22 protein-coding genes and 1 pseudogene are annotated in these 23,385 nt (G+C 67.5%); 7 read left to right on the top strand and 16 right to left on the bottom strand.

Annotated features, from left to right (window positions below):
* The 3 genes from trpA to trpC form a co-directional block, all read right to left on the bottom strand.
* Entirely contained in the window at window positions 1–840 is an 840-nt protein-coding gene (gene trpA, locus TX76_RS11415; protein WP_049902603.1) for a tryptophan synthase subunit alpha, read from the bottom strand.
* On the bottom strand, window positions 840–2,078 hold the full coding sequence (trpB, locus tag TX76_RS11410) for a tryptophan synthase subunit beta (protein ID WP_049902694.1): 1,239 nt from the start codon (window positions 2,076–2,078) through the stop codon (window positions 840–842). Before trpB ends, trpA begins: the two co-directional genes overlap by 1 nt.
* Window positions 2,079–2,179: 101 nt before the next feature.
* Window positions 2,180–2,938: an indole-3-glycerol phosphate synthase gene (gene trpC / locus TX76_RS11405; RefSeq protein ID WP_049902602.1), complete on the bottom strand. Its 759-nt coding sequence runs from the start codon at window positions 2,936–2,938 to the stop codon at window positions 2,180–2,182.
* Between the two features lie 93 nt (window positions 2,939–3,031).
* Between trpC and TX76_RS11400 the strand changes: the two are divergent.
* Window positions 3,032–3,492 (top strand): annotated as a pseudogene (locus tag TX76_RS11400) (MGMT family protein).
* A gap of 18 nt (window positions 3,493–3,510) precedes the next feature.
* Here TX76_RS11400 and TX76_RS17125 read toward each other — a convergent pair.
* The 3 genes from TX76_RS17125 to lonB form a co-directional block, all read right to left on the bottom strand.
* Entirely contained in the window at window positions 3,511–4,260 is a 750-nt protein-coding gene (locus TX76_RS17125) for a CPBP family intramembrane glutamic endopeptidase (protein WP_079890814.1), read from the bottom strand.
* A gap of 72 nt (window positions 4,261–4,332) precedes the next feature.
* On the bottom strand, window positions 4,333–5,175 hold the full coding sequence (locus tag TX76_RS11390; protein ID WP_049902600.1) for a CPBP family intramembrane glutamic endopeptidase: 843 nt from the start codon (window positions 5,173–5,175) through the stop codon (window positions 4,333–4,335).
* Window positions 5,175–7,223: an ATP-dependent protease LonB gene (gene lonB / locus TX76_RS11385; protein WP_049902599.1), complete on the bottom strand. Its 2,049-nt coding sequence runs from the start codon at window positions 7,221–7,223 to the stop codon at window positions 5,175–5,177. The genes TX76_RS11390 and lonB overlap by 1 nt, the downstream gene beginning before the upstream one ends.
* A 267-nt stretch (window positions 7,224–7,490) precedes the next feature.
* Between lonB and TX76_RS11380 the strand changes: the two genes are divergently transcribed.
* Entirely contained in the window at window positions 7,491–8,039 is a 549-nt protein-coding gene (locus tag TX76_RS11380; RefSeq protein WP_049902693.1) for a nicotinamide-nucleotide adenylyltransferase, read from the top strand.
* 114 nt (window positions 8,040–8,153) lie between these two features.
* On the opposite strand, the gene TX76_RS11375 is transcribed toward TX76_RS11380, so the two are convergent.
* Entirely contained in the window at window positions 8,154–8,705 is a 552-nt protein-coding gene (locus TX76_RS11375; RefSeq protein WP_049902597.1) for an NUDIX domain-containing protein, read from the bottom strand.
* Window positions 8,706–8,790: 85 nt separating this feature from the next.
* On the opposite strand from TX76_RS11375, the gene TX76_RS11370 reads away from it, so the two are divergent.
* Both TX76_RS11370 and TX76_RS11365 read left to right on the top strand, forming a co-directional pair.
* A complete protein-coding gene (locus TX76_RS11370; RefSeq protein WP_049902596.1) occupies window positions 8,791–9,582 on the top strand; it encodes an SAM hydrolase/SAM-dependent halogenase family protein in 792 nt (263 codons plus the stop codon).
* Window positions 9,582–10,190 carry a trimeric intracellular cation channel family protein gene (locus TX76_RS11365; protein ID WP_049902595.1) on the top strand — a complete coding sequence of 203 codons (609 nt, stop codon included), beginning with the start codon at window positions 9,582–9,584 and terminating at the stop codon, window positions 10,188–10,190. Before TX76_RS11370 ends, TX76_RS11365 begins: the two co-directional genes overlap by 1 nt.
* A 29-nt stretch (window positions 10,191–10,219) precedes the next feature.
* On the opposite strand, the gene TX76_RS11360 is transcribed toward TX76_RS11365, so the two are convergent.
* The 5 genes from TX76_RS11360 to TX76_RS11340 form a co-directional block, all read right to left on the bottom strand.
* Window positions 10,220–10,639 (bottom strand): hypothetical protein, encoded by a 420-nt coding sequence (locus tag TX76_RS11360; protein ID WP_049902594.1) that lies wholly within the window; start codon window positions 10,637–10,639, stop codon window positions 10,220–10,222.
* A gap of 89 nt (window positions 10,640–10,728) precedes the next feature.
* On the bottom strand, window positions 10,729–12,054 hold the full coding sequence (locus TX76_RS11355; RefSeq protein WP_049902593.1) for an APC family permease: 1,326 nt from the start codon (window positions 12,052–12,054) through the stop codon (window positions 10,729–10,731).
* Window positions 12,055–12,183: 129 nt separating this feature from the next.
* Window positions 12,184–12,852 carry a helix-turn-helix domain-containing protein gene (locus TX76_RS11350; protein WP_049902592.1) on the bottom strand — a complete coding sequence of 223 codons (669 nt, stop codon included), beginning with the start codon at window positions 12,850–12,852 and terminating at the stop codon, window positions 12,184–12,186.
* A gap of 109 nt (window positions 12,853–12,961) precedes the next feature.
* A complete protein-coding gene (gene thsA, locus TX76_RS11345; RefSeq protein ID WP_195156049.1) occupies window positions 12,962–14,527 on the bottom strand; it encodes a thermosome subunit alpha in 1,566 nt (521 codons plus the stop codon).
* Window positions 14,528–14,718: 191 nt separating this feature from the next.
* Window positions 14,719–15,717: a glycosyltransferase family 2 protein gene (locus TX76_RS11340; RefSeq protein ID WP_049902590.1), complete on the bottom strand. Its 999-nt coding sequence runs from the start codon at window positions 15,715–15,717 to the stop codon at window positions 14,719–14,721.
* Between the two features lie 120 nt (window positions 15,718–15,837).
* On the opposite strand from TX76_RS11340, the gene TX76_RS11335 reads away from it, so the two are divergent.
* From TX76_RS11335 to TX76_RS11325, 3 genes are all read left to right on the top strand, one after another.
* Window positions 15,838–17,250 (top strand): MATE family efflux transporter, encoded by a 1,413-nt coding sequence (locus TX76_RS11335; protein WP_228842368.1) that lies wholly within the window; start codon window positions 15,838–15,840, stop codon window positions 17,248–17,250.
* Window positions 17,251–17,645: 395 nt separating this feature from the next.
* Window positions 17,646–18,131, top strand: coding sequence for a hypothetical protein (locus TX76_RS11330; RefSeq protein ID WP_049902589.1), 486 nt, complete (start codon window positions 17,646–17,648; stop codon window positions 18,129–18,131).
* Window positions 18,128–19,024, top strand: coding sequence for a hypothetical protein (locus TX76_RS11325; RefSeq protein ID WP_049902588.1), 897 nt, complete (start codon window positions 18,128–18,130; stop codon window positions 19,022–19,024). Before TX76_RS11330 ends, TX76_RS11325 begins: the two co-directional genes overlap by 4 nt.
* On the opposite strand, the gene TX76_RS11320 is transcribed toward TX76_RS11325, so the two are convergent.
* The 4 genes from TX76_RS11320 to TX76_RS11305 are packed head-to-tail and all read right to left on the bottom strand — an operon-like array spanning window position 19,007 to window position 22,834.
* The gene (locus TX76_RS11320) at window positions 19,007–20,008 is read right to left on the bottom strand and encodes an AAA family ATPase (RefSeq protein WP_049902690.1); all 1,002 of its coding nucleotides are present in this window, start codon (window positions 20,006–20,008) and stop codon (window positions 19,007–19,009) included. The genes TX76_RS11325 and TX76_RS11320 overlap by 18 nt on opposite strands.
* A 7-nt stretch (window positions 20,009–20,015) precedes the next feature.
* Entirely contained in the window at window positions 20,016–21,068 is a 1,053-nt protein-coding gene (locus TX76_RS11315; RefSeq protein ID WP_049902587.1) for a DUF4350 domain-containing protein, read from the bottom strand.
* Window positions 21,068–21,343, bottom strand: a complete 276-nt coding sequence (locus tag TX76_RS11310; protein ID WP_049902586.1) for a hypothetical protein — start codon at window positions 21,341–21,343, stop codon at window positions 21,068–21,070. The genes TX76_RS11315 and TX76_RS11310 overlap by 1 nt, the downstream gene beginning before the upstream one ends.
* A gap of 54 nt (window positions 21,344–21,397) precedes the next feature.
* On the bottom strand, window positions 21,398–22,834 hold the full coding sequence (locus tag TX76_RS11305; protein WP_049902584.1) for a DUF58 domain-containing protein: 1,437 nt from the start codon (window positions 22,832–22,834) through the stop codon (window positions 21,398–21,400).
* Window positions 22,835–23,385 lie beyond the last annotated feature (551 nt).

Genomic DNA, 23,385 nt, shown 5'->3' with positions numbered 1-23,385 from the left:
TTATGTCCGTTCCGGTCGCGGCGTGCGTTGCGCGCCTGCGACCGCCCCCTCTTTGAGTTCGCGGGCTTTCGTTTCGAGTCGCTCGGCAACGGTCGCGGCGTCGTCGCCCGCCTCGTGACCCTCGGCCACGATGTCGACGAGCGCGCTCCCGACGATCACGCCGTCCGCGCCCGCTGCGACCACCTCGCCCGCCTGCTCGCCCGACGAGATCCCGAACCCGACCGCCTTCGGAACTCCCCACTCCGCGAGCCGATCGAGGCTCTGGCCCGTCTGTGTCGAGACGTCGGCCTTCGCGCCGGTCACGCCGAGGCGTGCCTGGACGTAGACGTAGCCCGAGACCCGCGCCATGATCCGATCGAGGCGCTCGCCTTGGGTCGTGGGCGCGACGATGAACACGAGATCGCAGCCGAACTCGTCGCACGCTTCCCGGAGCGGGTCGGCCTCCTCCGCCGGCAGGTCGGGCACCACGAACCCCTCGATCCCCGCTGCGGCAGCGCGCTCGACGAACGCTCGGGGGCGTTCTGCGTCCTCGCCGCCGTATCGGTAGATCAGATTGTAGTAGGTCATACAGACCAGCGGCACGTCCACGTCGAGTTCTTCGACGAACGCGAAGAAGCGATCCGGGGTCATCCCGGCGTCGAGCGAGCGGTTGACGGCCGCCTGGATCGTCGGGCCCTCGGCGACGGGCTCGGAGAAGGGGAGGCCGAGTTCGATCACGTCGGCCCCGCCGCGCGCGAGCGCTGCGACGTATTCGAGCGAGGCGTCGTAGTCGGGATCGCCCGCCGCGAGGTACGGCACGAACGCCGGGCCGTCCGCAAAGGCCGCCTCGATGGCGTCCATCAGAGTCCCTCCGTGAAGACGTCCATTTCGGGCGCTTCCGGAATCTCGCGTCGGTCGGTCTCCTCGATCACCGTTTCGAGGTCCTTGTCGCCCCGCCCGGAGACGTTCACAATCACTATGTCGCCGAGGTCGTCGTGGGCCTCGTCTCGCGGTTCCCCGCTCGACCCCTCCGTGGCCGGGCTCGACGGCCCGGCCACGCGTTCGAGATAGGCGAGCGCGTGGGCGCTTTCGAGCGCCGGGATGATTCCCTCCGTGCTGGAGAGTCGGTGGAACGCCGCGAGCGCGGCGTCGTCGTCGACGTTGACTGCCCGGACGCGCCCGGACTCCACGAGATGCGCCAGTTCGGGGCCAACTCCTGCATAATCGAGCCCCGCCGAGACCGAGTGGGATTCGAGGATCTGGCCGTCGTCGTCCTGGAGGAGTCGGGTGCGCGCGCCGTGGAGCACACCTTCATTTCCTGTCGAAAGCGATGCGGAGTTGGGTGCGACGCCACGTTCTTCGTCGACCGCGAGCGACGAGCCGCCCGCCTCGACCGCATGAAGCGACACGTCTTCGTCGTCGAGGAACGCCGCGAACGCACCCATCGTGTTCGAGCCACCGCCCGCACACGCGAGCACGCTGTCGGGGAGTTCGCCGGTCTGCTCACGAACCTGCCGTCTGGCCTCTTCGGAGATCACAGCCTGAAAGTCCCGAACCATCACGGGGAACGGATGTGGACCGACGACGCTCCCGAGCACGTAGTGGGTGTTCTCGACGGTGGTCGCCCAGTCGCGCATCGTCTCGTTGATGGCCTCCTTCAGGGTGCCCCGGCCCGCCGTGACCGGGGTGACGTCCGCACCGTTCAGCCGCATTCGGAACACGTTGGGGCGCTGGCGGTTGATGTCGGTCTCGCCCATGTAGACCTCGCAGGGCATATCGAGGTGGGCGGCGGCCATCGCGGTCGCGGTGCCGTGCTGGCCGGCCCCGGTCTCGGCCACGATTCGCTCCTTGTCCATGTACTTCGCGAGCAGGACCTGGCCGAGCGCGTTGTTCAGCTTGTGTGCGCCGCCGTGGAGGAGATCCTCGCGCTTGAGGTACACCTCGGTGTCGTAGCGCTCGCTCAGCCGCTCGGCATGCTGGAGCGGCGTCGGCCGCCCGCCGAACTCGCGGAGGCGCTCGCGGAACTCGTCCATGAATCCCTCTTCATTCCTGAGGACGTACCGCTCGTAGGCGTCGGTCAGCTCTTCGATCGCGGGCATCAGCGCCTCGGGGACGTACTGACCGCCGTAGTCGCCGAACTTCCCGCTCACACCGTGATCACTTGTGTCGACTCCGCCCGCCTCGTCCCCGCTCGCGTCGCTCACGCCGCCACCCCCGTGAGCCGCCGCGTGTTCGCCGCGACGTCGCCATCCATGATCGCGCTCCCGATCAGGAGTCCGTTCGCGCCCGCCTCGCGCATCCGCCCCGCGTCCTCGGGACTCCCGATACCGCTTTCGGCGATCAGCGTCACGTCGTCCGGGGCCTCGGATGCGACCTGCTCGAACGTCGAGAGATCGACGTCGAGCTGCGCGAGATCACGGTTGTTCACGCCGACGAGCTCCGCGCCGGCCGCGAGCGCGCGATCGAGTTCCGCCACGGTGTGGACCTCGACCAGCGCCTGAAATCCGCGCTCGCGCGCCGCCGCGATCATCCCGTCGAGGTCGTCGAGAAAGCGCGCGATCAGGAGGACGGCGTCGGCTTCGACGGTATCGAGCTGCGCCTCCTCCAGCACGAAGTCCTTCCGGAGTACCGGGACGTCGACGGCCGCTCGGACTTCGCGGAGCGCGTCGGGCGACCCGCCGAAGTGTGCGGGTTCGGTCAGCACCGAGAGCGCCGCCGCGCCGCCCTCGACCATCGCTTCGGCGAGGTCGACCGGATCGGCGTCGCGCCGGCCGTCGGTCGTCGGGCTCGTGGGTTTGACCTCCGCGATGACCGGTACTCGTCCGTCGGCTTCGGCCGCCGAGAGCGCCGCGGGCAGTGCTCGTGCGTCGACGGCTACTCGCTCGTCCCCACCCTCGCGCTCGCGTGCGGCGGCGAGGATCGACTCGATCGCGGGGGCGACCCCCTCGCTCTCGTTCATAGTTGTACATCGAAGGACTGTTCTGTACATAAGGCTTGCGTCGCGCGGGCCGGATGGCCGAATGTTAAAGGCCAGCACACCCCTATCTCCGCCATGACCGAGGAGGCCGGCATCTACGCCCGCGAGTCGTCGTACCTCGATCGCTGTGTTCAGGTCGGGATCGCGAGCGGGCGCGTGGTCTCGGTCTCCTTTCCGGGCAGCCTCGCGAGCGAGGCAGCGTCCGATCACGCCCTCCTCGATCGGATCTTCGACTATCTGGAGGGCGTCGAGGACGACTTCGACGACGTCGAGTGCGCGCTGACCGTCCCCACCGACCAGCGCGCGGTGCTCGACGCCGTCCGAGAGATCCCCTACGGCAGCCAGGTCACCGTCGAACGCCTCGCGCGCCGCGTGCCCGACATTGACGCCGACGACGAGGACGACCGCGACCGCGTCCGGGCCGCGCTCGATACGAACCCCGTCCCGCTCGTGATCCCCGATCACCGCGTGCGCGACGCCCCGAGCGCCGCCCGCCGAAGGTCGAACAGCGGTTGCGGTCGCTTGAGGGGTTATAGAGAAGATTCGGATATCGCCTATCGCAGGCTCGGGGGAACCTCATCGAACAGCTCTTCGGGCTGTTGGTAGATGGCGAGATACAGCGTCGCGCTGTTGGCGTAGTGAGCAGCGATGGGAACGATCACGTTCCCAGTGAGAACGAAAATCGCGCCCAGCATGCCTCCGACGATCCCGTTCGACACTGCAACAGCACCCCCTTCGTAGAGATGATTGAAACCGAACAGCACCGAGGTCAGCACGACGAAAATCCACGGTGATACACCGTATCCAGCGTACAACGCACCGATTGTGCTACGGAAGAGTAGTTCTTCTGCTACCGCGATCGCTGGTATGGAAACGACGAACAGCTCTATCCAACCGGTACTTGATCGAGGAACCGACGCTCGAAGCTGCGTCCTGTCTGGTTCGTCCCCAAGTCTGCTTACTATGACTCCTAGCCCTGAACCGATAACGTAGAGACCGAATCCGAGGAATGTGCCAAGGAAGAGGTCGGGGACAAGCAGCAACGGGTTCGCAGCCATGGACCGAGGATAAATCCCGACTACAGCGTACGGAACGTCAAACAAACGAATATATCCGAAGAGAGCCACAGTCAGGAGCAACGTCAGAGCGACCCACTTTCGCCGTCGCTTGACGTGAGACCCCTCATTAGCGTCTAGCCCTTGCAACCGTCGGTGGCCACGAGCCGAAAGTGCAGCAGCGACGCCGAACAACAGTAGCCCGAGCAGCCTCGTCGGTAGTGAGGGATCTCCGACGGATTCGAGCATGAAATTTGATCGAGAAAGGAACAAATAGCCGTTTCGAATTTGCGACTCTCTCGACGATCACAGGGAATCTGTCTACGCTACTTCGATGCCGAGCCCCTCGTGAACGACGAACTCCAAGGCGTTGACGAGGTAATGTGCAACGACAACTACCACCAGGCTCCCGGTCAGCACGAACGCGCCAGCGAGCACGAACCCCAGCCCCCCAGTCGCGACCATGCCGACCGTGCCCTGCGCGCCGTGGCCGAGCGCGAACGCGATCGAGGAGAGGACGGCGAGCAGCCACGGCGAGAGTCCGAACCCAGCCGACAGCGCGCCGACCAGCGCCGCCCGGAACAGCAGCTCCTCGAAGATCGCGATCGTCGGGAGGACGAGAACGAGGAGGACGATCCACCCCGACCGCGAGTCCGGCGTCAGTAGCTCCCGGAGCGCGTCTGGCGTCTCGATCCCGGCGGCGTTCGCGCCGAGCGTGCCGAGCTCGTTGACGAGGTAGAGCCCGAGCCCCACGGCGATCCCGACGCCGAGCGCTGCCAGGCCGGTGCTCAGCGGAGCCGCGGACACCCCGAGCGCGGCGAGCGGGATCTCGGCGTACCACGCGGCGGCGAGCAGGACGACCGCGAACAGACCCTGCGAGAGCGCGACGTTCGCGAGCAGCGCGCCCGCCGAGAGCGACCCCGATCGCACGGCTCCGTCCGGCCGAACCGACGCTCCCTCGATCGGCTCCGCCGTCCCGCCGTTGCTCTCCGGATGCGTCGAGCCATCGTGCAGCGTGGCGTCGGTGCGCCGGTGAGATGCGGTGTCGACCGTCGAGGCGGTGCTGTCACTGTCGTCGACCGTCGACTGTGAAGCACGCGCGAGCGCGAGCAAGAGAAACAGCACGAGGGCGGCCACGCCGGCGAAGACCGCCCACCGGGGCACTATTGCGGGCTGGGGCTGCCGGTGTTCTGCCCGACCTGGCGTTCGAGCGCCTGGCCCGTGATCGATTTCAAGCGATCCACGAGGCCGTCGGCCTCGCCCTCGCCGGCGAGGGCGACCTCGAGCACCTCGCTGATGTGGCTGACCGGGACGATCTCGATCATGTCCTCGTACTCGTCCTCGATCATCACGTCCTGCTCGTTCGCCTTCGGGATGATGACCTGATCGTAGCCGGTCTTCGCCGCCGCCTCGATCTTGTGGGTCACCCCGCCGACCGGGAGGACGTCACCCCGAACCGAGAGCGAGCCGGTCATCGCGACGTTCTGCTTGACCGGCGCGTTTTCGAGCGCGCTGATGACGGCCGCCGCCACCGTGATGGAGGCCGAGTCGCCGTCGACACCCTGCTGACCGGTCTGGACGAACTGGATGTGGATGTCCTTCTCGGAGATGTTCTCGTCCGAGAACTTCTTGATGATCGCCGAGACGTTTTGTACTGCTTCCTCGGCGATCTCCTGGAGCTTCCCGGTGGCGATCACGCCGCCGGGACCCTGGGATGGCGTGACCTCGGCCATCACCGGCAGCACGATCCCGGAGTCGTCGCCCATGACCGCGAGCCCGTTCACGCGGCCGACGACGTCGCCCTCCGAAACCGAGAGCTCGTAGTCCTTCCGGCGCTCGATGTAGTTGTCGGCGAGCTGCTGTTCGATCGAGCGCGACCGGCGCTTGGCCTGGAGCACGTCCTCGCGCTCGGTGAACTCCTTGTCCGCCGCGCGGGCGATGTCGCCCGCGACTCTGACGAGCCCACCGAGGTCACGCATCTTGAGCGTGAGGTGGCCCTTCCGACCCGCACGGCGCTGGGCTTCGAGGATCATCTCCTCGACCGCCTCGCGGGTGAAGTGGGGCAGCCGACCGTCCTTGTCGACCTCCTGGGCCACGAACCGGGCGTACTTCCGGCGCATCTCGGGCTCGTCCTCGATGGTGTCGTCCATGTACACCTCGTAGCCGTACCCCTTGATCCGCGAGCGCAGCGCCGGGTGCATGTTCTCCATCGCGTCCAAGTTCCCGGCCGCGATCATGATGAAGTCCGTCGGCACGGGCTCGGTCTGGACCATCGCGCCCGAGGAGCGTTCGGACTGGCCGGTGATCGAGAACTCGCCCTCCTGGATCGCGGTCATCAGCTTCTGCTGGGACCGGATGTCGAGCGTGTTCATCTCGTCGATGAACAGCACGCCCTTGTTGGCCTCGTGGATCGCGCCCGACTCCACGCGGTCGTGGCTCGGCGTCTCCATCCCGCCCGACTGGAACGGGTCGTGGCGGACGTCGCCCAGCAGTGCGCCGGCGTGCGCGCCGGTCGCGTCCTTGAACGGCGCGGTCTGGGTGTCGGACGAATCGATCAGGAGGTTCGGGATCATCGCGTCGGTACTTCGGGAGCTGTACTTGAAGGCGAGGTAGATCAGGACGGCGAGCACGCCACCCAGCAGGATCTGACCCGCGATCAGGAAGGAGTACCCGAGCACGATGGCGATGATGATCCACATCAGGAACTGGCGCATCTGGTTGCGCTTTTGGGCCTCCTCCTTGTGTGCCTCGATGATCTGCTGGCCCTTTCCTCCCGGTACTGTGCGGACCTTCGGCTCGTTCCCGTCGTCGGGGTTGTGATAGACCAGTACGTCCTGGAGGTCCTCCTTCGGGAGGAGCTGGCTCATCGCCTTCGCCAGCATCGACTTTCCAGTACCCGGCGTCCCGATCATCATGACGTGGCGGCGCTGTTTGGCTGCCTTCATCACCACGTCGCGGGCGTGGTCCTGCCCGATGACCTGATCGACGAGCCGGTCGGGGATCTCGATGTCCGCCGTGGTTTCGATCTTGAGCCCGCCGAGCAGCCCGTCCTCGGCGTCCTCGTCGATCTCGGCCTCGACCTCGACGTCGCTACCGAGCTCCTCCCCCAGGGGAATGCTCTCGTCGTCTCCCGGCTCCGAGCCCGATCCCGGGTCTGGATCCGGGTCGTGCTCGGTCGGGAACGCGTCGTCGGTGTCCGTGTCGTTACTCATGAGACTGTCTCTAACACTACGAAGGAGGGCACGTTTACTGATATACTTTCCCCCCTCGGACATCGAACCCACACGACCGGTATCCGGCGTCGAGCGGCCGTCTCCGTCGTGTGGAGCTCGCCGAAAACGGGCCGCCGTACTTATAAATCAGTCCATCGATCGACCGCCGTTTCGTCGGTCGGACCTCCTTCGACACGGCCCGTCACGAATCGACGAGCAGCGACCCGAAAGCGGGAGTTTATGCGCAACGGCGTTCTGACCGACCACATGCTCCGCGGCTTCTACATCGGCCGGTTCCAGCCCTACCACGACGGCCACCATCGGATGGTCGAGCGGATCGCGGGCGAGGTCGACGAGCTCGTGCTCGGGATCGGCAGCGCCGACGATTCGCACACCCGCCACGACCCCTTCACCGCCGGCGAGCGCATCATGATGCTCACCAAGGCGCTCGAAGACGCCGATCTCGTGATCTACCCGGTGCCGATCGAGGACCTCGATCGGAACGCGGTCTGGGTGTCCCACGTTCGGAGCATGTCACCGACCTTCGAGATCGCGTACTCGAACAACCCGCTGGTGGTGCAGCTGTTCACCGAGGCCGGCGTCGAGGTGCGCCAATCGCCGATGTTCGAGCGCGAGAAGTTAGAGGGAACCGAGATCCGCGAACGGATGATCGCCGACGATGGCTGGGAGGCGCTCGTCCCCGACGCCGTCGTGGACGTCGTGCGGGAGATCGACGGGATCGAACGCATCCAGCGCGTGAGCGACACCGACGGTGCGGATTCGTACCGTGCCGACGCCACGGCCGACCCCGAGTAACTGACCCGGTGATCGACCCGAGCCCGGATTTCGGTTCGCTGTACCGGACTGCGATACATGGCGCTCTTTGCGTACCGGTGTTCAGTCGGCAACCACCGTTCCTCGTAGCTACGACTACTCCGGTTCCCCGAACCGTTCGATAGCCGCAAGTATCTGATCGGGACCCGACGCCCGGAGGGAGGGATGGTCGGGTGGATCGGCCGACAGCTCCTCTCGGGAAAACCACCGCGTTGTGGCAGCGTCGTCGCCTGCTGCTGGCGTTCCGTCGGTCCTGACTCGCGGAACGGCGAAATTGAACGAGACTTCGCACGCGTCGTCGAAATCGAGATGCCCACAGCCGATCAGTTCGAGATCATCCGGCGTCGCTACGAGACCCGTTTCCTCGGCGAGTTCCCGTGCTGCGGCTTCCGGTGGGGACTCGTTTCCATCGATATATCCGCCTGGCAGCGCCCACGCACCGACGTCACCGGCCCTCCCACGCTCGATCAACACCGCTCGATCACCGTCGATGACCGTTGCTCGCGCCAGCGGAGCCGGGTTGCGGTAAAACGGACACGCACAGTCCGCGCAGTACGGTCGTGCTGTGTTCTCGTGGTCGCGTTCGCCCAGTTTTTCGCCACAGCGAGGACAGTACGTCGGGCGCTCGCCCTGGAGTGACCACACCATGGCTATCGCTCATGGATGGCAGTCAAAACGCTGACGATCACGACGAAAGCAAGCGATTTTCGCTCCCGACACCGTCTTCCCAACTGTGATCACCCTGAGTTCGGACTTCGGCTCGCCGTACCCCGCCGCGATGAAAGGGGTGCTCTGTTCGCATACCGACGCCCGGCTCGTCGACGTCGCCCACGACTTCCCCCGCCAAGACGTCCGAACGACGGCGTTCTGGCTCCGTGAGGTACTCCCCTATTTCCCGCCAGCGACCCACCTCGTGGTGGTCGATCCTGGCGTCGGCACCGACCGGGCGGCGCTCGCGATCCGCGCGGGCGAGCACGTCCTCGTGGGCCCGGACAACGGCGTGCTGGCTCCCGTTGCCAGGCGACTCGCCAGCGACGCGGCGGGGACGGACGACGGCACGACGGACGAGATCGAACCGTTCGAGATCGTCGTCGACGAACCCGAGAGCGCGACCTTCCACGGCCGGGACGTGTTCGCGCCGGCGGCCGCCCGCGCTCACGAGGCGGACGCGGATCGCCTCGGTGAGTGCGACGAGTTCGTGCCCGCCGACGGCTACGAGGGTCTTCGATTCGCGGAACCCGCTGACGAACCCGACGGGGCCACGGGCGAGGTGCTCGTGGTCGACGGGTTCGGCAACGCCATCACGAACGTCCTAGGTGAGATGCTGGACGGGCAGTTCGGCGAACAGATCATGGTCGATGGTGAGCGCGTGCCGGTCGCACGGTCGTACGCACATGTCGCGGCCGGGGAGCGACTCGTCACCGTGGGAAGCCACGGCAACGTCGAACTCGCCGCGAATCGAGGACGGGGCGACGACGCGTTCGGCGTCGGGGTCGGCGACCCGATCGAGTTGGCGTTCGAGTGATGATCGGTGCGTTCGACGCGATGAACGCGATCGGGCTGGTGGCGTTCGCGGTCGTTGGCGCGCTCAAGGGCGCTAACGCCGACCTCGACCTGTTCGGCGTCGGCGTTCTCGGGATGCTGACCGCGCTCGGCGGCGGCATCCTCCGGGACGTGCTCGCCGGCCGCGTTCCCGTCGCGCTCCGGACGACCGCGGACGTGAGCGTTGCACTCGCCGGGGTCGGGATCGGTGTCGTGCTCGCCCGGGCGATGGACGGCCGGCTCCGCGATCACGCGGCGGTCCAGCTCCCCGACGCCGTGGGGTTGGCGGCCTTCACGGCCACCGGCGCGCTCGTCGGGATCGAAACGGGGCTCTCGCCGTTCGGGGTGGTGGTGCTCGCGACGCTCACCGGCGTCGGCGGCGGCAGTATCGCCGACCTCCTGCTGGGGCGGGTTCCCGCGGTGCTCCACGAGGACTTCTACGCCACGCCCGCGGTGCTCGGCGGCGGGGCGTTCTGGCTCGCCACCGTGATCGGCGTCGCCGCCGGTCGGGCGACCCTGGGCTGTGCGGCGTTCGTCTTCGTCCTCAGACTGGTCGCGCTCCGGTACGACTGGCACCTGCCGACGGTCTGAACTTCTCGGGGTGGCCCCACTGGAACGTCTCAGGCGAACAGCCGCACCGCCGCCTGCTCGAAGAGGAGGAGACTATTGTACGTGGTCGTCGCCTGGAATCCGACCGTCGCGAACGCGACGGCGGCAGGAATGCCGTAGCCGAGCGCGACCACGGCGACGAGGTGGCTCGCCAGCACGCTCCCGAGGGTCGCGACGACGTGAACCATCGACGCCACCATCGGGCTCGACTCGTGGTCGGCGTCGGCGGCCGCGAACGCCGCGTTGAACGCGATGGCCGCGAGCGCGCCGAACCCCACGACCGCCCCCGCGACGAACACCACGATGTCCACGAGGTCGGGCGTGCCGTACTGAGTGATGAGCATCTCCCCGCCGCCCCAGATGCAGAGCGTGTAGCCGTACGCCCGCGACTCCGAGAGGAGGTTCGTCGCGAGCCGTTCGACCGGGTTCATGTCTGTCGACCGATCGCGGCCGCCAAAATCCTTGGCCACGACTCCAGAACCGCCGCCGTTGGTCGGGATCGAGGCGACGGAACCACCGCCTACACCTGCTCTTCGACGGTCTCGAACCCGTCCTCGATCGAGTCGCGCTTGAAGTACACCAGCTCGACGGCGATCACGGCGACCGAGAGCAGGACGACCGCGGAGAACACGCCGGGTTCGTCGGTGTAGAGATGCCAGAGCAGGAGTGGGAAGAACACGATCGTTCCCAGAGCGCCGATCGCGGGGACGACGCCGGTGATGTCCCCCTCGTCGCGGTGGCGGAAGGCGAGGTAGCTCATCGTGCCGAACACCACCATGAACGCGAGCGACCCGAAGGAGGTGATCCCGTTGAGGCTGCCGTAGGCGGTCAGCGCGGCCGCCGCGACCCCGAGGATCACGACCATCCGCGTCGACGCTCCGCTCGCCTGAGTGTCGCCGACCTCCTCGGGCAGCAGACCATCGGAGAGCATCCCCTGGGCGAAGTTGGCGGCGCTGAACAGCGTCCCGTTGATCGCGCTCCCGGTCGAGAACAGCGCCGCGATCGCCACCGCGACGAATCCCACCTGGCCGATGAACGGCTCGACCGCCCGCGCGACCGCGATCTCGGGATGCTGGGCGATCGTTTCGGTGGGAACGAGGCTCGTCACGAGGATCGCGATCATGCTGTCGACGATGATCGCCCCGACGATCGAGATGTACACCGCACGCGGCACGTTCGTCGCGGCGTTTTTGATCTGTTCTTGGTCGTACATCACCAGCTGCCAGCCCTGGAAGGAGACGAAGGAGATCGCGATCGCCGTCACGAACGAGACGCTCGTCATCCGCGAGAACCCGAACGCGAGCTTGTCGACGGTGTAACCGTAGTACAGGCCCCACCCGCTGATGACGAGCAGGATGATCAGTTTGAGCGCGACGAGGATCTCCTCGGAGGTGCCGGTGGCGTTCGCGCCGAGCACGTTCAACCCGACGAACCCGGCGACCGCGAGCACCGAGATGAACGGTCGGATCGGGACCCCGAACACAGTTTGTAAGCCGAGCAGCGCCTCGGCGAACGACCCGAACGCGAAGGCGTACACCGCGATCGCGCCCACGTAGCCCACGATGAGCGTCCAACCGACCATCCCGGCGATCGTCGAGTTGCCCACGAACGACTCGAACATCGTGACCGACCCGCCCTTGCTGTCGCTCAGCTCGTTCAGCTTGAGGTACGAGTAGCCCGCACACATCGAGACGAGGCTGGCTGCGGTGAACGCCGCCCACGCCGCCGAGCCCGCGATGGTCGCGACGAGGCCGAGCACGGAGAAGACTCCGCCACCGATCATTCCGCCGAGCCCGATCGAGACCGCACCCGGCAGGCCGAGTTTGCCGTCGTCTTCGTCGCTCATGAGAAAGGGAAAGAGCGGGACGCTCGAGTCAGCTAGGGTTGTATTTTCAATGGCTGAAGCCCGGGTCCGAACAGACGGCGTCCGTCATCTGACGACGGGCGACCGAGCGGCCGACGCCGCCGACCGAGCCTACTCCTCGACGGTATCGGTCGGCCGACCGATCACGAGCGCGTTCTCGATGAGATTCCGATACGCACGGTGGAGGCGCTGAGAAACCGCTTGAGCGCTCACGCCGAACTCGTCGGCGAGCTCCTCCATCGTCACTTCCTGGGGCACCTCGTAGTAGCCCCGTTCGTACGCCGCGAGCAGCGCCTGATGCTGGCGTTCGGTGAGCGAGAACTGGCTCCCCCGGCCCTCGTTCAGGTCGGTGACGCGCTCCAGGGAGATGGTCACGCCGTTGTCGGTGGCGAACTCGTGGGTCGCCGACAGCGAGTTCCGATCGGGAAACAGGATCCGGAGGTGCCAGCCGTCCTTCCGGCCCGAGGCGCTCAATACGGTGCCGTCGTGTTCGAGCAGGGCGTACACCACGGTCTCGATGTTCGCCACCCAGTCCATCCGGTAGAGCCGCTCGCCGGCGAGATCGGCCAGTAACTGCTCGTTTTCGACCGAGGGGTCGTCCGCGAGCGCGCGTTCGAGCGCGTCCTCGTCGCTGGTCTGCGCCCAGACCAGCGGCAGCACGCGGTCGTCGTCCTGCGCGACGACACGGACGGTCTCGAACCCGACGCCCGACACCCGCGAGAGCGTCTCCGCGAGCGCGAACTCCTCGGCCGGGATCCGGATCGCGGCGATCGTGCTCATGATCGTGTCGTTCGCGGAGTCGGCGTATATACTGTGGACCTCCCGTCGAACGGTCTCTCGGACTCCGACTGTCGAAAAAAGCGATCGGGTGGTGTGAGGTGGCTTCTGCTCAGTTGTCGGCGGAGATGACGTCGTCGATCCGGGCGATCATCGTCGCGGCCTCGGTAGCGCTCTCGATCGCCTCGTGTTTGACCGCGGCCGGATCGAACACGCCGGCCTCGACCGGATCGTCGGCCCGGCCGGTCTGGCCCTCGCTGATGAGACCCGCGCGGCCCTCGCTGTCGTGGAGCGAGCGGAGATCCACCAAGGCGTCGATCGGGTCCATCCCGGTGTTCTCCGCGAGCGTGCGCGGCAGGACGTCGATCGCGTCGGCGAACGCCTCGACGGCGAGCTGGCGACGACCCTCGATGCTCGCGGTCTGATCGCGGACGTGGGCCGCGATGGCGACCTCGCTCGCGCCGCCGCCGGGCACCACGCCGCCCTCGTCGAGCGCGGCCGTCACGACGTCGAGCCCGTCGTGGAGCGCGCGCTCGAGCTCGTCGGTGACGTGGTCGGTGCCGCCGCGGGCGAACACCGTGACCGTCTCCGTGGCCGCGCCGCCCTCGACGAACGCGAGCTCGTCCTCGCCGAACGACTCGACGCGGACCTGCTCGGCTTCACCGAGGTCGCTCTCCTCGAGGTCCTCGATCGCGCCGACGCGGCTCGCGCCCGTGGCCTGGACGATCGAGCGTGCCTCGTCGTCGTCGACGCCCTCGAAGGCGAGGACGCCCTCCTCGGCGAGGTACGCCGCTGCGCGATCCTCGATGTCCTCGGTGACGAACGCGACGTCGACGTCGAGGTCGGCGAGCGCGTCGGCGTACTGCTCGAACTGGCTCTCCTCCGCGTCGATCGCGGCGTTCAGCTGATCGACGCTGGAGACGTCGTACTCGGCGTCGACGTTCGCCTCCCGGATGTCGAACTCGACGTCGAGCACCGCGATCGAGGCGTTCTCGACGCTTTTCGGCATGTCCTCGCGGACCGGCTCCTCCTCGCTCACGACGCCCTCGACGAGTTCGGTGGCGCTCGAACTCGCACCGGTCTGCGTTCGAATGGAAATCTCGTCGCGCGCGACGCCGTCGTCACCCTCGACCTGCCGGACCGCCTCGACGACCGTTTCGGCGAGCGCCTCGGCACCGACGTCGCCGGTGCCCTTGCCGGTCATCGAGGTGCGGGCGACCCCGCGGAGCCGGTCGTCGTCGAGGTCGTCGCCGTCGAGCACCTGCTCGTCGACGGCCTCGTGGGCCAGCTGGGCCGCTTCGTGGTACCCCTCGACGATCGTCGTCGGGTGGACATCGTCGTCGAGGAGGTTCTCGGCCTTGGCGAGCAGCTGGCCCGCGAGCACGGCGGCGGTCGTGGTGCCGTCGCCGACCTCGTCCTCCTGAGTTTCTGCGACCTCCGTGATCATCTGGGCCGCCGGGTGCTCGATGTCCATCTCGCCGAGGATGGTCGCGCCGTCGTTCGTGATGACGACGTCGCCCGCATCGGAGACCAGCATCTTGTCCATGCCGCGGGGGCCGAGCGTCGTCCGCACGGCCTCCGAGACCGCCTTGCCGGCGGCGATGTTCGAGCTCTGTGCGTCCTGACCGCGTGTCCGCTCCGTGTCCTCGCTCAGGATGAACATCGGCTGTCCACCCATGCGCTGTTGCTGTGCCATGATGGATTCCTCACCAACGGGTCGTTTGCGGTTCTATATAAAGCTTCCTACTGCGGGGCGAGAAAACGCCGGACGCGAGCGGGGTGGTGTGTCACGACATGGCCAAGGGGTGGCGCGTCGTCCGGCGGTGTCGGTGGAACGCGAGAATCGAACGCCGATCGTCGACCGTCGGCTCAGCGCCGGTCGTAGATCGCGACCGCACGATCCGACCGCGAGGAGAGCCCGTTGGGGTTTCGTCGGTCCCGGTCGCGCCACCGTGCGAGGAGGCCCGCCCCTTCCCCGCGCCCCGAGCCGGTGAGCACGTCCCGGCCGTTGCCGAACCACGCCGACGGGGTCCCGTTACCTCTGGCGACCCCGGCGAACCCCGAGAACGCGTCGCGCGCGGCGTGGCTCGCGAGGCGGCGCGCGGTCGTCGGTCGAACCCCGTAGTTCTTGACGAGGCGGTAGGCGAGCGCGCGATACTTCCAGTACCAGTCGCGCTCGGTCCGGCCGCCGTCGGAGATCGCTGCCCTTCCGTGGGAGTCCGGCCTCACGGGACCGACGGTGGCCGCGTCCCGAACACACATCCCCTCCTGCCACGCCACTGCGTACTCGGCCGCGGCGAGTCGGTGGGCGAGGTCGCGCGCCCCGCCGGTGCGGAGGTACTCGTCGAACCCGTCGAGCGCGTCGAGCGCGTCGCGCGCGAACGCGACGTTTCGGCCGTCGACGTACGTCACCTCTCGCCCGGCGATGGTCCGTGACTCCGGGCCGTCGTTCCGATCGCCGTCCGCCTCGGTGGGGCCGGTGACCGCCCCCACCCGTTCGCGACCGCCAGGCATCGCGTACCCCTCGGCATGGACGTGCGCGCCCGCGCGCGCTGGACCTGGATCGAGCGCCGCCGCGACCGCGTCGCGCCAGCCCGGTTCGACAGTCCGATCGTGACCGACGAGCGCGACCCACTCGCCGGTGGCGTGCTCGATCCCCGCGTTCCGGGCGACGTTGAGGTTGCGGTCGGCGACCTCCACGAGCACGTCGACGTCCTCGCGCTCCCTGACCATCCCGGTGGTGCCGTCGGCGGAGGGCCCGTTCACGACGATGACCTCGCTCTCGGGGGCCGTCGCGGCGAGCGCGTCGAGACACGCCGCGAGCTGGGTCCGGCCGTTGAGCGTCGGCACGACCACCGAGAGCTGCATGGAGCACCGGTAGACGACCTCCGCATAAAAACCTCCGTATCGATACGGCGCTGGCGAGCGCTCGACGCACGCGGCGTCACTCGCGTGGGTTTACGGTCCGGCGGTTCGTCGAGTCCGACAGTGGCAGATACCGACAGCCGCATCGACATGACGACGGGATCGGTGACGCCCCGCCTGTTCAGGCTCGCGTGGCCGCTGGTCGCCGGCAACCTCCTCCAGACCGCCTACAACCTCGCGGACATCTTCTGGGTGGGTCGCGTGAGCGCCGAAGCCGTCGCCGCGGTCGCGCTGATGTTCCCGACGTCGTGGATGTTCGTCTCCGTCGCGATGGGGCTGACCGCCGCCGCCAACGCCGTCGTCTCCCAACACATCGGTGCCGGCAACGAGCGGGCGGCCCAGCGTGCCGTCGGGCAGACGGTTCTGCTCGCCGTCGCCGTCGCCACCGCGCTCGCGACCGTCGGCTACCTCGCGCGACGACCGCTCGTCGCCCTCATCGGCGCGGACGGCACCGTGTTCCGGATCGCCGTCGCCTACATCGAGGTCATCTTCCTCGCCATCCCGTTCACCTTTCTCTTCTTCGTGTTCCGTGCGGTGTTGCGGGCGGCCGGGGACACTAGGACCGCGATGTGGCTCGTGGCGGTGAGCGCCGGCCTGAACATCGTCATCGATCCGGTGTTCATCCTCGGCTGGGGGCCCGTGCCGGCGATGGGGGCACGCGGAGCGGCCGTCGCGACGCTTCTCGCGCGGATCGTCGCGGCGGCGGCCGGCGTCTACATCCTCCTCGATGGGGGCTGGGGCATCCGCCTGCGCGTCGCGGACCTGACACCTGACGGGAGCGTCCTCCGGCGACTCGTCGGTGTCGGCTACCCCGCGACCTTCGACGGTCTCGCGCGCAGCGTCGCAGCGGTGGCGTTCGCCGGCCTCGTCGCCCGCTTCGGTGCCATCCCGACCGCCGCCTACGGCATCGGCCTCCGGTACATGTCCGTCTCGTGGACGGTCTCGGGAGCGGTCGGCCAGGCGGCAGCGACCGGCGTCGGTCAGAACCTCGGTGCACGGACGCCGGATCGCGCCGCCGAGGTCACCTGGAAGGGGACCGGTGCCACGATGGCCGCGCTGTTCGCCGTGGGCGGTCTCCTGTTCGCCTTTCCCGCAGAGGCAATGGCGATCTTCATCGACGATCCCGCCGTCGTCGCCGAGGGAGTGACGTTCCTCCGGGTCATCGCGCCGTTCCTCGCGTTCCTCGGCGGGCTGATGGTCGTTCAGGGTGGGTTCCGAGGGGCCGGCGACACGCGCGTCGCGTTCGTGCTATCGCTGCTGTCGCGGTGGGTGTTCCGCATCCCCGTCGCGTGGCTGCTCGCCTACACCTTCACCTGGGGGGCCCTCGGGTTGTGGTGGTCGCTCTCGCTCTCCGGCGTGCTCTCGTTTCTCGTCGGCGTCGTCTGGTTCCGGCTGGGTGGCTGGGAGGACAACGTCGTGGACGACGGTGGAGCCGGGACGACGGTCGACGCCGACGAGGAACCCACGATGGATTGATCCTCGACGATCCAGTACCCTGGCGCTCACCTCCCGGAGAGCGGTCACAGCCCTGTGTTGGGGGGCGTGCAGGACGATATGTGACCCACAGAGCGCGGCTACAAGGAGACACTCGTCGATGTGAGCGACGAACAGCGACGGATCGTTCGCGAAAACCCGAGTGTGACTCTTCGAGTCCTTCCATCGAGGCTGGGACGTATCCGTTCACCTGCCGGTTCGGACGATACGTCCGATGAGTCCCCTGCTGCGGCGGGCCGCTCTTCGATCGCCGACGGGGCTCGGAGCGGAACGTCTCCCGAACGCCGATTGCAGAAGATAAAAGACGAGATGCTTCGTGATGACGTTTGAGCGTGACGAGTGTACTCTAATCCAGGGATCGTTCTCCGCATCATGTCATGAAAAACATCGCGCAAGATTCCGTCTCCAGCAACACCTTGACCGTTCGAAAAGCGCTCGCGACGCTCGGGACGTTCGTCGCGACGATAGCGACCGGCGTCGTCGTCGGACCGTTGGGGGTTCTCGTGGCCGTTGGTGTCGGGAGTGCTCAGTACCTCGTCTCGACGACGGCGGCGTTCGCGACCGGTCAGATCGTCCTCGGCGCACTCTACCCGTCCGAGGGGCCCCTCCCGTTCCTCGTCCTCGCCGAGGTCGGCCTGTTCGGTGTCCTTTCCAGCGCCGCCGTCGATCGCTACGGTCCCGAACGCCTGCTCGTCGCGTCACTCGTCGCCGGTGTCGCGATCGGCGGCAGCGGCTGGCTGGCGCTCCGATCGACCGCGACGATCTGGATCGCTGCGGGTGTGATCGTCGTCGGTACTGCGCTCGTCGGATACGGACTGCATCGGTACGAACGTGTACGACTGGAGCTGGTCGGACCACCATGAGCGAGAGCACGACACGGGAACGGACGCCACAGTCCGACGGAACCGACGTCACCGAACCCTCGGAACTCACCGCACGGATCGAGGTGCTACGGGAGGAAAACCAGCGACTCCGCGAGGAGTACGCCCGGGCGCGCCGGACACAGTATCGCCGAACGGCGCTCGCGCTGGCCGTCGTGGGAGCGATCGCGGCACTTGGCGGCGTGTTCTTTCCCGATGCCCGGACCGTCCTGTTCGCGCTCGGCGGGACCGGTCTCTTCGCGGCCGCGTTGACCCGCTATCTCACCCCCGAACAGTTCATCTCGGCAACGGTGGGCGAGGGGATCTACGGATCGCTCGCGAGGACCGAAGCGGCTCTCGTCACGGAGCTTGGGCTTCAGGACGATCGACTCTATCTCCCCGGTCCGGACACGGCGGAGGGAACCTCGATACGGCTGTTCGTGCCCCAGCGAACCGACTACGAGCTTCCACAACCCTCGGCGCTCGATTCGGTGTTCGTCCTCACCGACGACGAGGACGAGCGGGGCGTTGCCTTCCATCCAAGCGGCGGCCCCCTGTTCGAGGAGTTCCAGCGGACGTTGTCGGGTGAACTGTCCGACGAGCCCGAGACACTTGCCACACAGCTCGGCGACGGTCTCGTCGAACAGTTCGAACTGGCGCGGAGCGCGACGCCGGAATTCCACGGTGAGGGGGGCCGCGTCACGGTCGCTATCGACGGGAGCGCGTACGGTGCGATCGATCGGATCGACCACCCCGTGGCGTCGTTCCTCGGCGTCGGGTTCGCGGTCGGGTTGGAGCGAGCCGTGTCCGTCGAGATCACGACCGCCGACGACGACCGCGCCGACTCCCTCGTGACGTGTTCGTGGGAGGACCCCACGTCATTCGTTTTCGACTGAACCCCCGCCGTCGTGTACCGCCGTGTGTGCCGGGGTGTGATCGCTGCCCGGTGGCTCGATGCTGTCCTCGATGCCCGCCAGTACGTCCGCGACCGAGACGTCGCCGAGCGACGCGTCGGTGTTCAACACGAGCCGATGGACGAGCACCGGCTCGATGAGTGCCTTCACGTCGTCCGGAATGACGTACTCGCGGCCGTTGATCGCTGCGCGGGCTTTCGCCGTGTCGAGGAAGGCAAGCGCGGCGCGCGGCGACGCACCGTACTCGACGTTCGGGTCCTCGCGTGTCGCGGCCACGAGATCCAGGACGTAGCTCTTCACCGCGTCGTCGACGTACACCTCGGCGACCGTAGCGCGCGCCGCGAGCAGCTCTTCGGTGGTGACGACCTGCTCGATGGCCTCGGGCCCGAGGTCGGGATCGTCGTCGAAGCGATCGAGGAGCTTCGCTTCCTCGTCGCGATCCGGCAGATCGGCCGTGAGTTTGAGCTGGAACCGATCGCGCTGGGCCTCCGGCAGCTCGAACGTCCCCTCCATCTCGATCGGGTTCTGGGTCGCGATCAGTACGAACGGCTTCGGTAGGGCGAGGGTTTCACCGCCGATCGTCACGCGCCGTTCCTGCATCGCCTCCAGCAACGCACTCTGGGTTTTCGGGGTCGCCCGGTTGATCTCGTCGGCGACCACGAGGTTCGCGAACACCGGACCCCGCTGGAGTTCGAACTCGCCGGTCGGCTCCCGGTAGACGTGTGTCCCGGTCACGTCCGCCGGAAGAACGTCGGGCGTCATCTGGATCCGGGTGTGCTCGAGTCCACTCGCCCGTGCGAACAGCCGCGCGAGCGTCGTTTTCGCAACGCCCGGTACGCCCTCGAGCAGCACGTGCCCCCCGGTCAACACGGCGATCGTGAGCCCCTCGACCAACGTCTCCTTGCCGATGAGCACTGCTCCGATCTCCTCGCTCAGCGTGGCATAAATCTCGTCCGGAGCGGTCATCATCGAACTACTCATCCCGCCGGGCCATAATCCCTCGTATGACGCGCTCGGTCCGCTCGTCATCCCACTCGGGATGGCGCTCCCGCACGAACGACGACAGCTCCGCCGGTTCGGGCTCTCGGGACGACGGGTCGTCAGCTGTGATCCGGGCTGTGAGCCGACGGACGATTTCCGGACGACGAACCCGGAGCCCGATGATCGCGATGCCGGCCGCTCCGAGGAAAACCTGCAACAGCGGAGTGTCCCTGACGACGAGCAGCGCGACCGACAGCGGCGGCAGCCGGCCGGCGTGTGAGTAGTCGAGCAGGACGCGCTCGTGAACGTCGAACAGCGATCGGACGAACGCCTGGTTGCCCGGCCGATCGAGCATCGTGTTGATGAACAGGCTCGGATCGCCGACGACGATCACGCGACCATCGCCGACCGGTTCGGCCGTCGCAACTGGCGCTGTCCCGACTTCGTCCCCGTCGTCGAGTTCGGCGTCCCGATCCCCGTCCACGTAGGCCACCCCGGACGTACTCGCCAGCACGGTCGCCCCGTTCGGACTGACCGGCGAGCCGTGATTGAGCGTGAGTCCGTCGACTCCCTCCATCACCGTCGCGTTCGAGACGTTCCGGGCGACCGGCAGCGCCGGCGAGCGATAGTTGTACTGTTCATCGCGCAGCACCTGCCCGGTCACGCGTGCCTGCGCACCGATGCGGGCGAGCAGATCGTTCGCGTGCCGGCCGAAGTCCTCGGCGACGAGCAGGGTGCCCCCGTTCCGAACGAACGACCGGATCCGATCCGTTTCCGCCGGGCCGTAGTCGCTCTCCGGCGAGAGGACGATCGCGACCGTGCCGTTCGGCGAGACGCTCGCGTACCGGCTCGTGTTGCGAACGATCTCGCTCTCGGAGCCGACCGTTCGCGCCTGCTCGCGGAGCTCCGAGGCCCCATCCCACGCGTCGTTGTACGAGCCGAACGCCGCGCTCGACGAACTCGCCGCGAGCACGAGTCCGACGACAGTGACGACCGTGAGCGCCACGAGAACGAGCCGTGGATAGTCGATGGCCGATCGCTCCATCAAACCACACCCTCCGGAAGGATCTCGAGTATCCGGCGAACGACGATGTAGCCGAACCCGAGGAGCCCGACGAGCACGATCCAGCGCAGCCGTGCCCGCCACCGTGGCGTGACCGAGAACGGTGCGGTGAGTTCGGTGACGATCAGGAAACCGATGAGCGATACCACGAAAAACAGCTCCAGAGAGAGCGAACCGAGCAGCGCCAGGCCGACGATCGTGGCGAGCATCCAGGCCGTCTGGCCGTAGATGAACCGTTGTCGGCGGCGGGTCGCCATGCGTTCTCGACATCCGCCGACGCCTAAAGTACGGGGGTTTCGCCAACCCGCGAGTCAGTGAGCGCTCGCCGACCGACCCCGCTGGCCGGCACTCGAAAGAACGGCGTCGAGCCGGTCGCGCGGACCGACTTCGAAGGCCGACACCCGCCGCAGACGGGCGAGGTCGCGGCGGAACGATTCGAACCCGCGATACCGCTCGTAGGCGTCCTCGATATCGGCGAGACCACCCGGTTCGAACAGCGCCGTCGGCGTGAGGAAGACGAGCACGCGGCCGTCGCCGCGCCGAGCGAGCTCGACCGTCTCGCGGAGCTCGGCGCGATGGGTGTCGTCGGTGAATATCACCGTCCAGACGGTCCCGGACAGCCGGGGAACGTGGGTGCGTGCGGTTTCGAACAGCGGATCGCCCTCGATCCGTTCGACGTACGTCGCCGTCGACTCGAAGTACGGCGCGAGCGTCGTCTCGAACGTGCGCTGACCGGAGAGCCGTCGGGCGGCGTGACGTGACGCGGCCGGACTTCCCGTCTCGTCGTCGGCTGACGTAGCGTCGGCCACGGTCGGGGCGAGATCGCGCAGCCGGCGCTCGACCGCCGCGTACTGACCGGCCGTCGGGGGTCGCCGGTCGGTGATGCCAGCGTTACCGACGGCGTAGTAACCGAGCGGGTCGTCGAACTCGCGCACGCTGTCGACGATGGACAGCGCGACCTGTCGGGCGTAGTCGAGTTTCGTCTCGCCGGCGGGGCCGTCCCCCATCGATGCGCGGTGATCGACGAGCAGCGCCGTCGTCCGATCGGTCTCGACCTCGTACTCGCGGACGTGGGGCTCGTTCAACCGGGCGGTCGCCTTCCAGTCGATCCGGTTTGCGGTGTCGCCGGGCACGTACTCGCGGAGTTCGCCCGGATCGAGCCCGGCGTCCCGGCGACCGCTCCGTCGCTGCCCGTACGTGACCACGAGCTGTTCGCCACCCTCGCCGACGTGGACGTTCCGTGGCCCACGGGGCTCGACGACGATCGTCGGCGTCGAGCCGCGCGATAGCCGCTCGACGAAGAGGCCGCCCGCGTCGGTCAACGTGAGCGTCGGCGTGGAGAACGCGTAGGAGCCGGCAACCGTCCAGTGAGCCGAAACCACGGCGTCGGTCCGCTCGTCTCCGGGTTCGAGGCGAGCGGTTCGATCATCGCTGCTCGTGCCGGCCGTGGTCGCCGGCAGCCCCATCTCGACGGCGATCGCCAGCGGGGAGGGTCGCGCGAGACGCGCCGAGAGCGCGATCGTGGTTTCGTTGCCCGCGATCACCCGGTCTCGAGAGGGCGTCTGGTCGATCGTGACGTCAGCGTCGGTTCGGGACAGCGCACGCACGAACAGATACTGCTGGCCGAGCAACCACGCGCCGAGACCCGCTGCACCGACCAACAGGAGCGGGCGGGCGAACACGACGGCAAGGACGGCGAGAAAGACACCCGTCCCGGCGATTTCCCAGTACCGCCGCGTGGTCTGCATACCCGGGGTCGAACGGCCACGTAGGTAAACGTCCCCCTCTGCCGTTCGGGCTTGTGCGCGATCGAAGGACGGGACTCCGCGCTGTCGTACGGCCGAAACGACGCGAACGTGTTCAGGAGACGGTCATCGCAGCCGCGACATCGGCTCCGACTCCGTCCCGTCTCGCTTCCGAACACTGCACAGCGGCCGCGTTTTCGCGTTTCCCCTCCGCCGGTTGTGTTCGAACTCACCGCCCCGAAATTTAAACTAGACGACAGGTTCTTGTATGCACAGCCGAACGACAGCCACAACGATGCCCTACAGCAAGGGATCGGAAGTGGAAGCGTACTGCCCGACCTGTGATGCAGTCCAGTCGATCGTCCGGACGGTGGCGTGGCAACCGAACCAGTGCCGTGAGTGTGGAACCGAAATGTCCCCATCCTAACGACCGACTCACCCCTCCTCAGTCACGGGCGGTAAACGGCTCGCTTGGCGGTGGCCGTCAACGCCAGAAACAGGTTCGTGACTCCGTTCTCTGGGTGGCGCGAGTTCCAGTAGAGCGAACGGTGTCG

Origin of the sequence: Halococcus agarilyticus (genome assembly GCF_000334895.1) — an archaeon.
In the GTDB taxonomy this organism is placed as follows: Archaea; Halobacteriota; Halobacteria; order Halobacteriales; family Halococcaceae; genus Halococcus; species Halococcus agarilyticus.
Note: the sequence above shows the minus strand (reverse complement) of the source record. Positions and strands in the feature narration are given on the sequence as shown.

Bases quoted from the DNA above. Each gene is read 5' to 3' on its own strand.
- trpA (WP_049902603.1), bottom strand. From the start codon at position 840: ATGGACGCCATCGAGGCGGCCTTTGCGGACGGCCCGGCGTTCGTGCCG.
- trpB (WP_049902694.1), bottom strand. From the start codon at position 2,078: ATGCCCGCGATCGAAGAGCTGACCGACGCCTACGAGCGGTACGTCCTC.
- trpC (WP_049902602.1), bottom strand. From the start codon at position 2,938: ATGAACGAGAGCGAGGGGGTCGCCCCCGCGATCGAGTCGATCCTCGCC.
- TX76_RS17125 (WP_079890814.1), bottom strand. From the start codon at position 4,260: ATGCTCGAATCCGTCGGAGATCCCTCACTACCGACGAGGCTGCTCGGG.
- lonB (WP_049902599.1), bottom strand. From the start codon at position 7,223: ATGAGTAACGACACGGACACCGACGACGCGTTCCCGACCGAGCACGAC.
- TX76_RS11380 (WP_049902693.1), top strand. From the start codon at position 7,491: ATGCTCCGCGGCTTCTACATCGGCCGGTTCCAGCCCTACCACGACGGC.
- TX76_RS11375 (WP_049902597.1), bottom strand. From the start codon at position 8,705: ATGGTGTGGTCACTCCAGGGCGAGCGCCCGACGTACTGTCCTCGCTGT.
- TX76_RS11365 (WP_049902595.1), top strand. From the start codon at position 9,582: ATGATCGGTGCGTTCGACGCGATGAACGCGATCGGGCTGGTGGCGTTC.
- TX76_RS11360 (WP_049902594.1), bottom strand. From the start codon at position 10,639: ATGAACCCGGTCGAACGGCTCGCGACGAACCTCCTCTCGGAGTCGCGG.
- TX76_RS11355 (WP_049902593.1), bottom strand. From the start codon at position 12,054: ATGAGCGACGAAGACGACGGCAAACTCGGCCTGCCGGGTGCGGTCTCG.
- TX76_RS11350 (WP_049902592.1), bottom strand. From the start codon at position 12,852: ATGAGCACGATCGCCGCGATCCGGATCCCGGCCGAGGAGTTCGCGCTC.
- thsA (WP_195156049.1), bottom strand. From the start codon at position 14,527: ATGGGTGGACAGCCGATGTTCATCCTGAGCGAGGACACGGAGCGGACA.
- TX76_RS11340 (WP_049902590.1), bottom strand. From the start codon at position 15,717: ATGCAGCTCTCGGTGGTCGTGCCGACGCTCAACGGCCGGACCCAGCTC.
- TX76_RS11330 (WP_049902589.1), top strand. From the start codon at position 17,646: ATGAAAAACATCGCGCAAGATTCCGTCTCCAGCAACACCTTGACCGTT.
- TX76_RS11325 (WP_049902588.1), top strand. From the start codon at position 18,128: ATGAGCGAGAGCACGACACGGGAACGGACGCCACAGTCCGACGGAACC.
- TX76_RS11320 (WP_049902690.1), bottom strand. From the start codon at position 20,008: ATGACCGCTCCGGACGAGATTTATGCCACGCTGAGCGAGGAGATCGGA.
- TX76_RS11315 (WP_049902587.1), bottom strand. From the start codon at position 21,068: ATGGAGCGATCGGCCATCGACTATCCACGGCTCGTTCTCGTGGCGCTC.
- TX76_RS11310 (WP_049902586.1), bottom strand. From the start codon at position 21,343: ATGGCGACCCGCCGCCGACAACGGTTCATCTACGGCCAGACGGCCTGG.
- TX76_RS11305 (WP_049902584.1), bottom strand. From the start codon at position 22,834: ATGCAGACCACGCGGCGGTACTGGGAAATCGCCGGGACGGGTGTCTTT.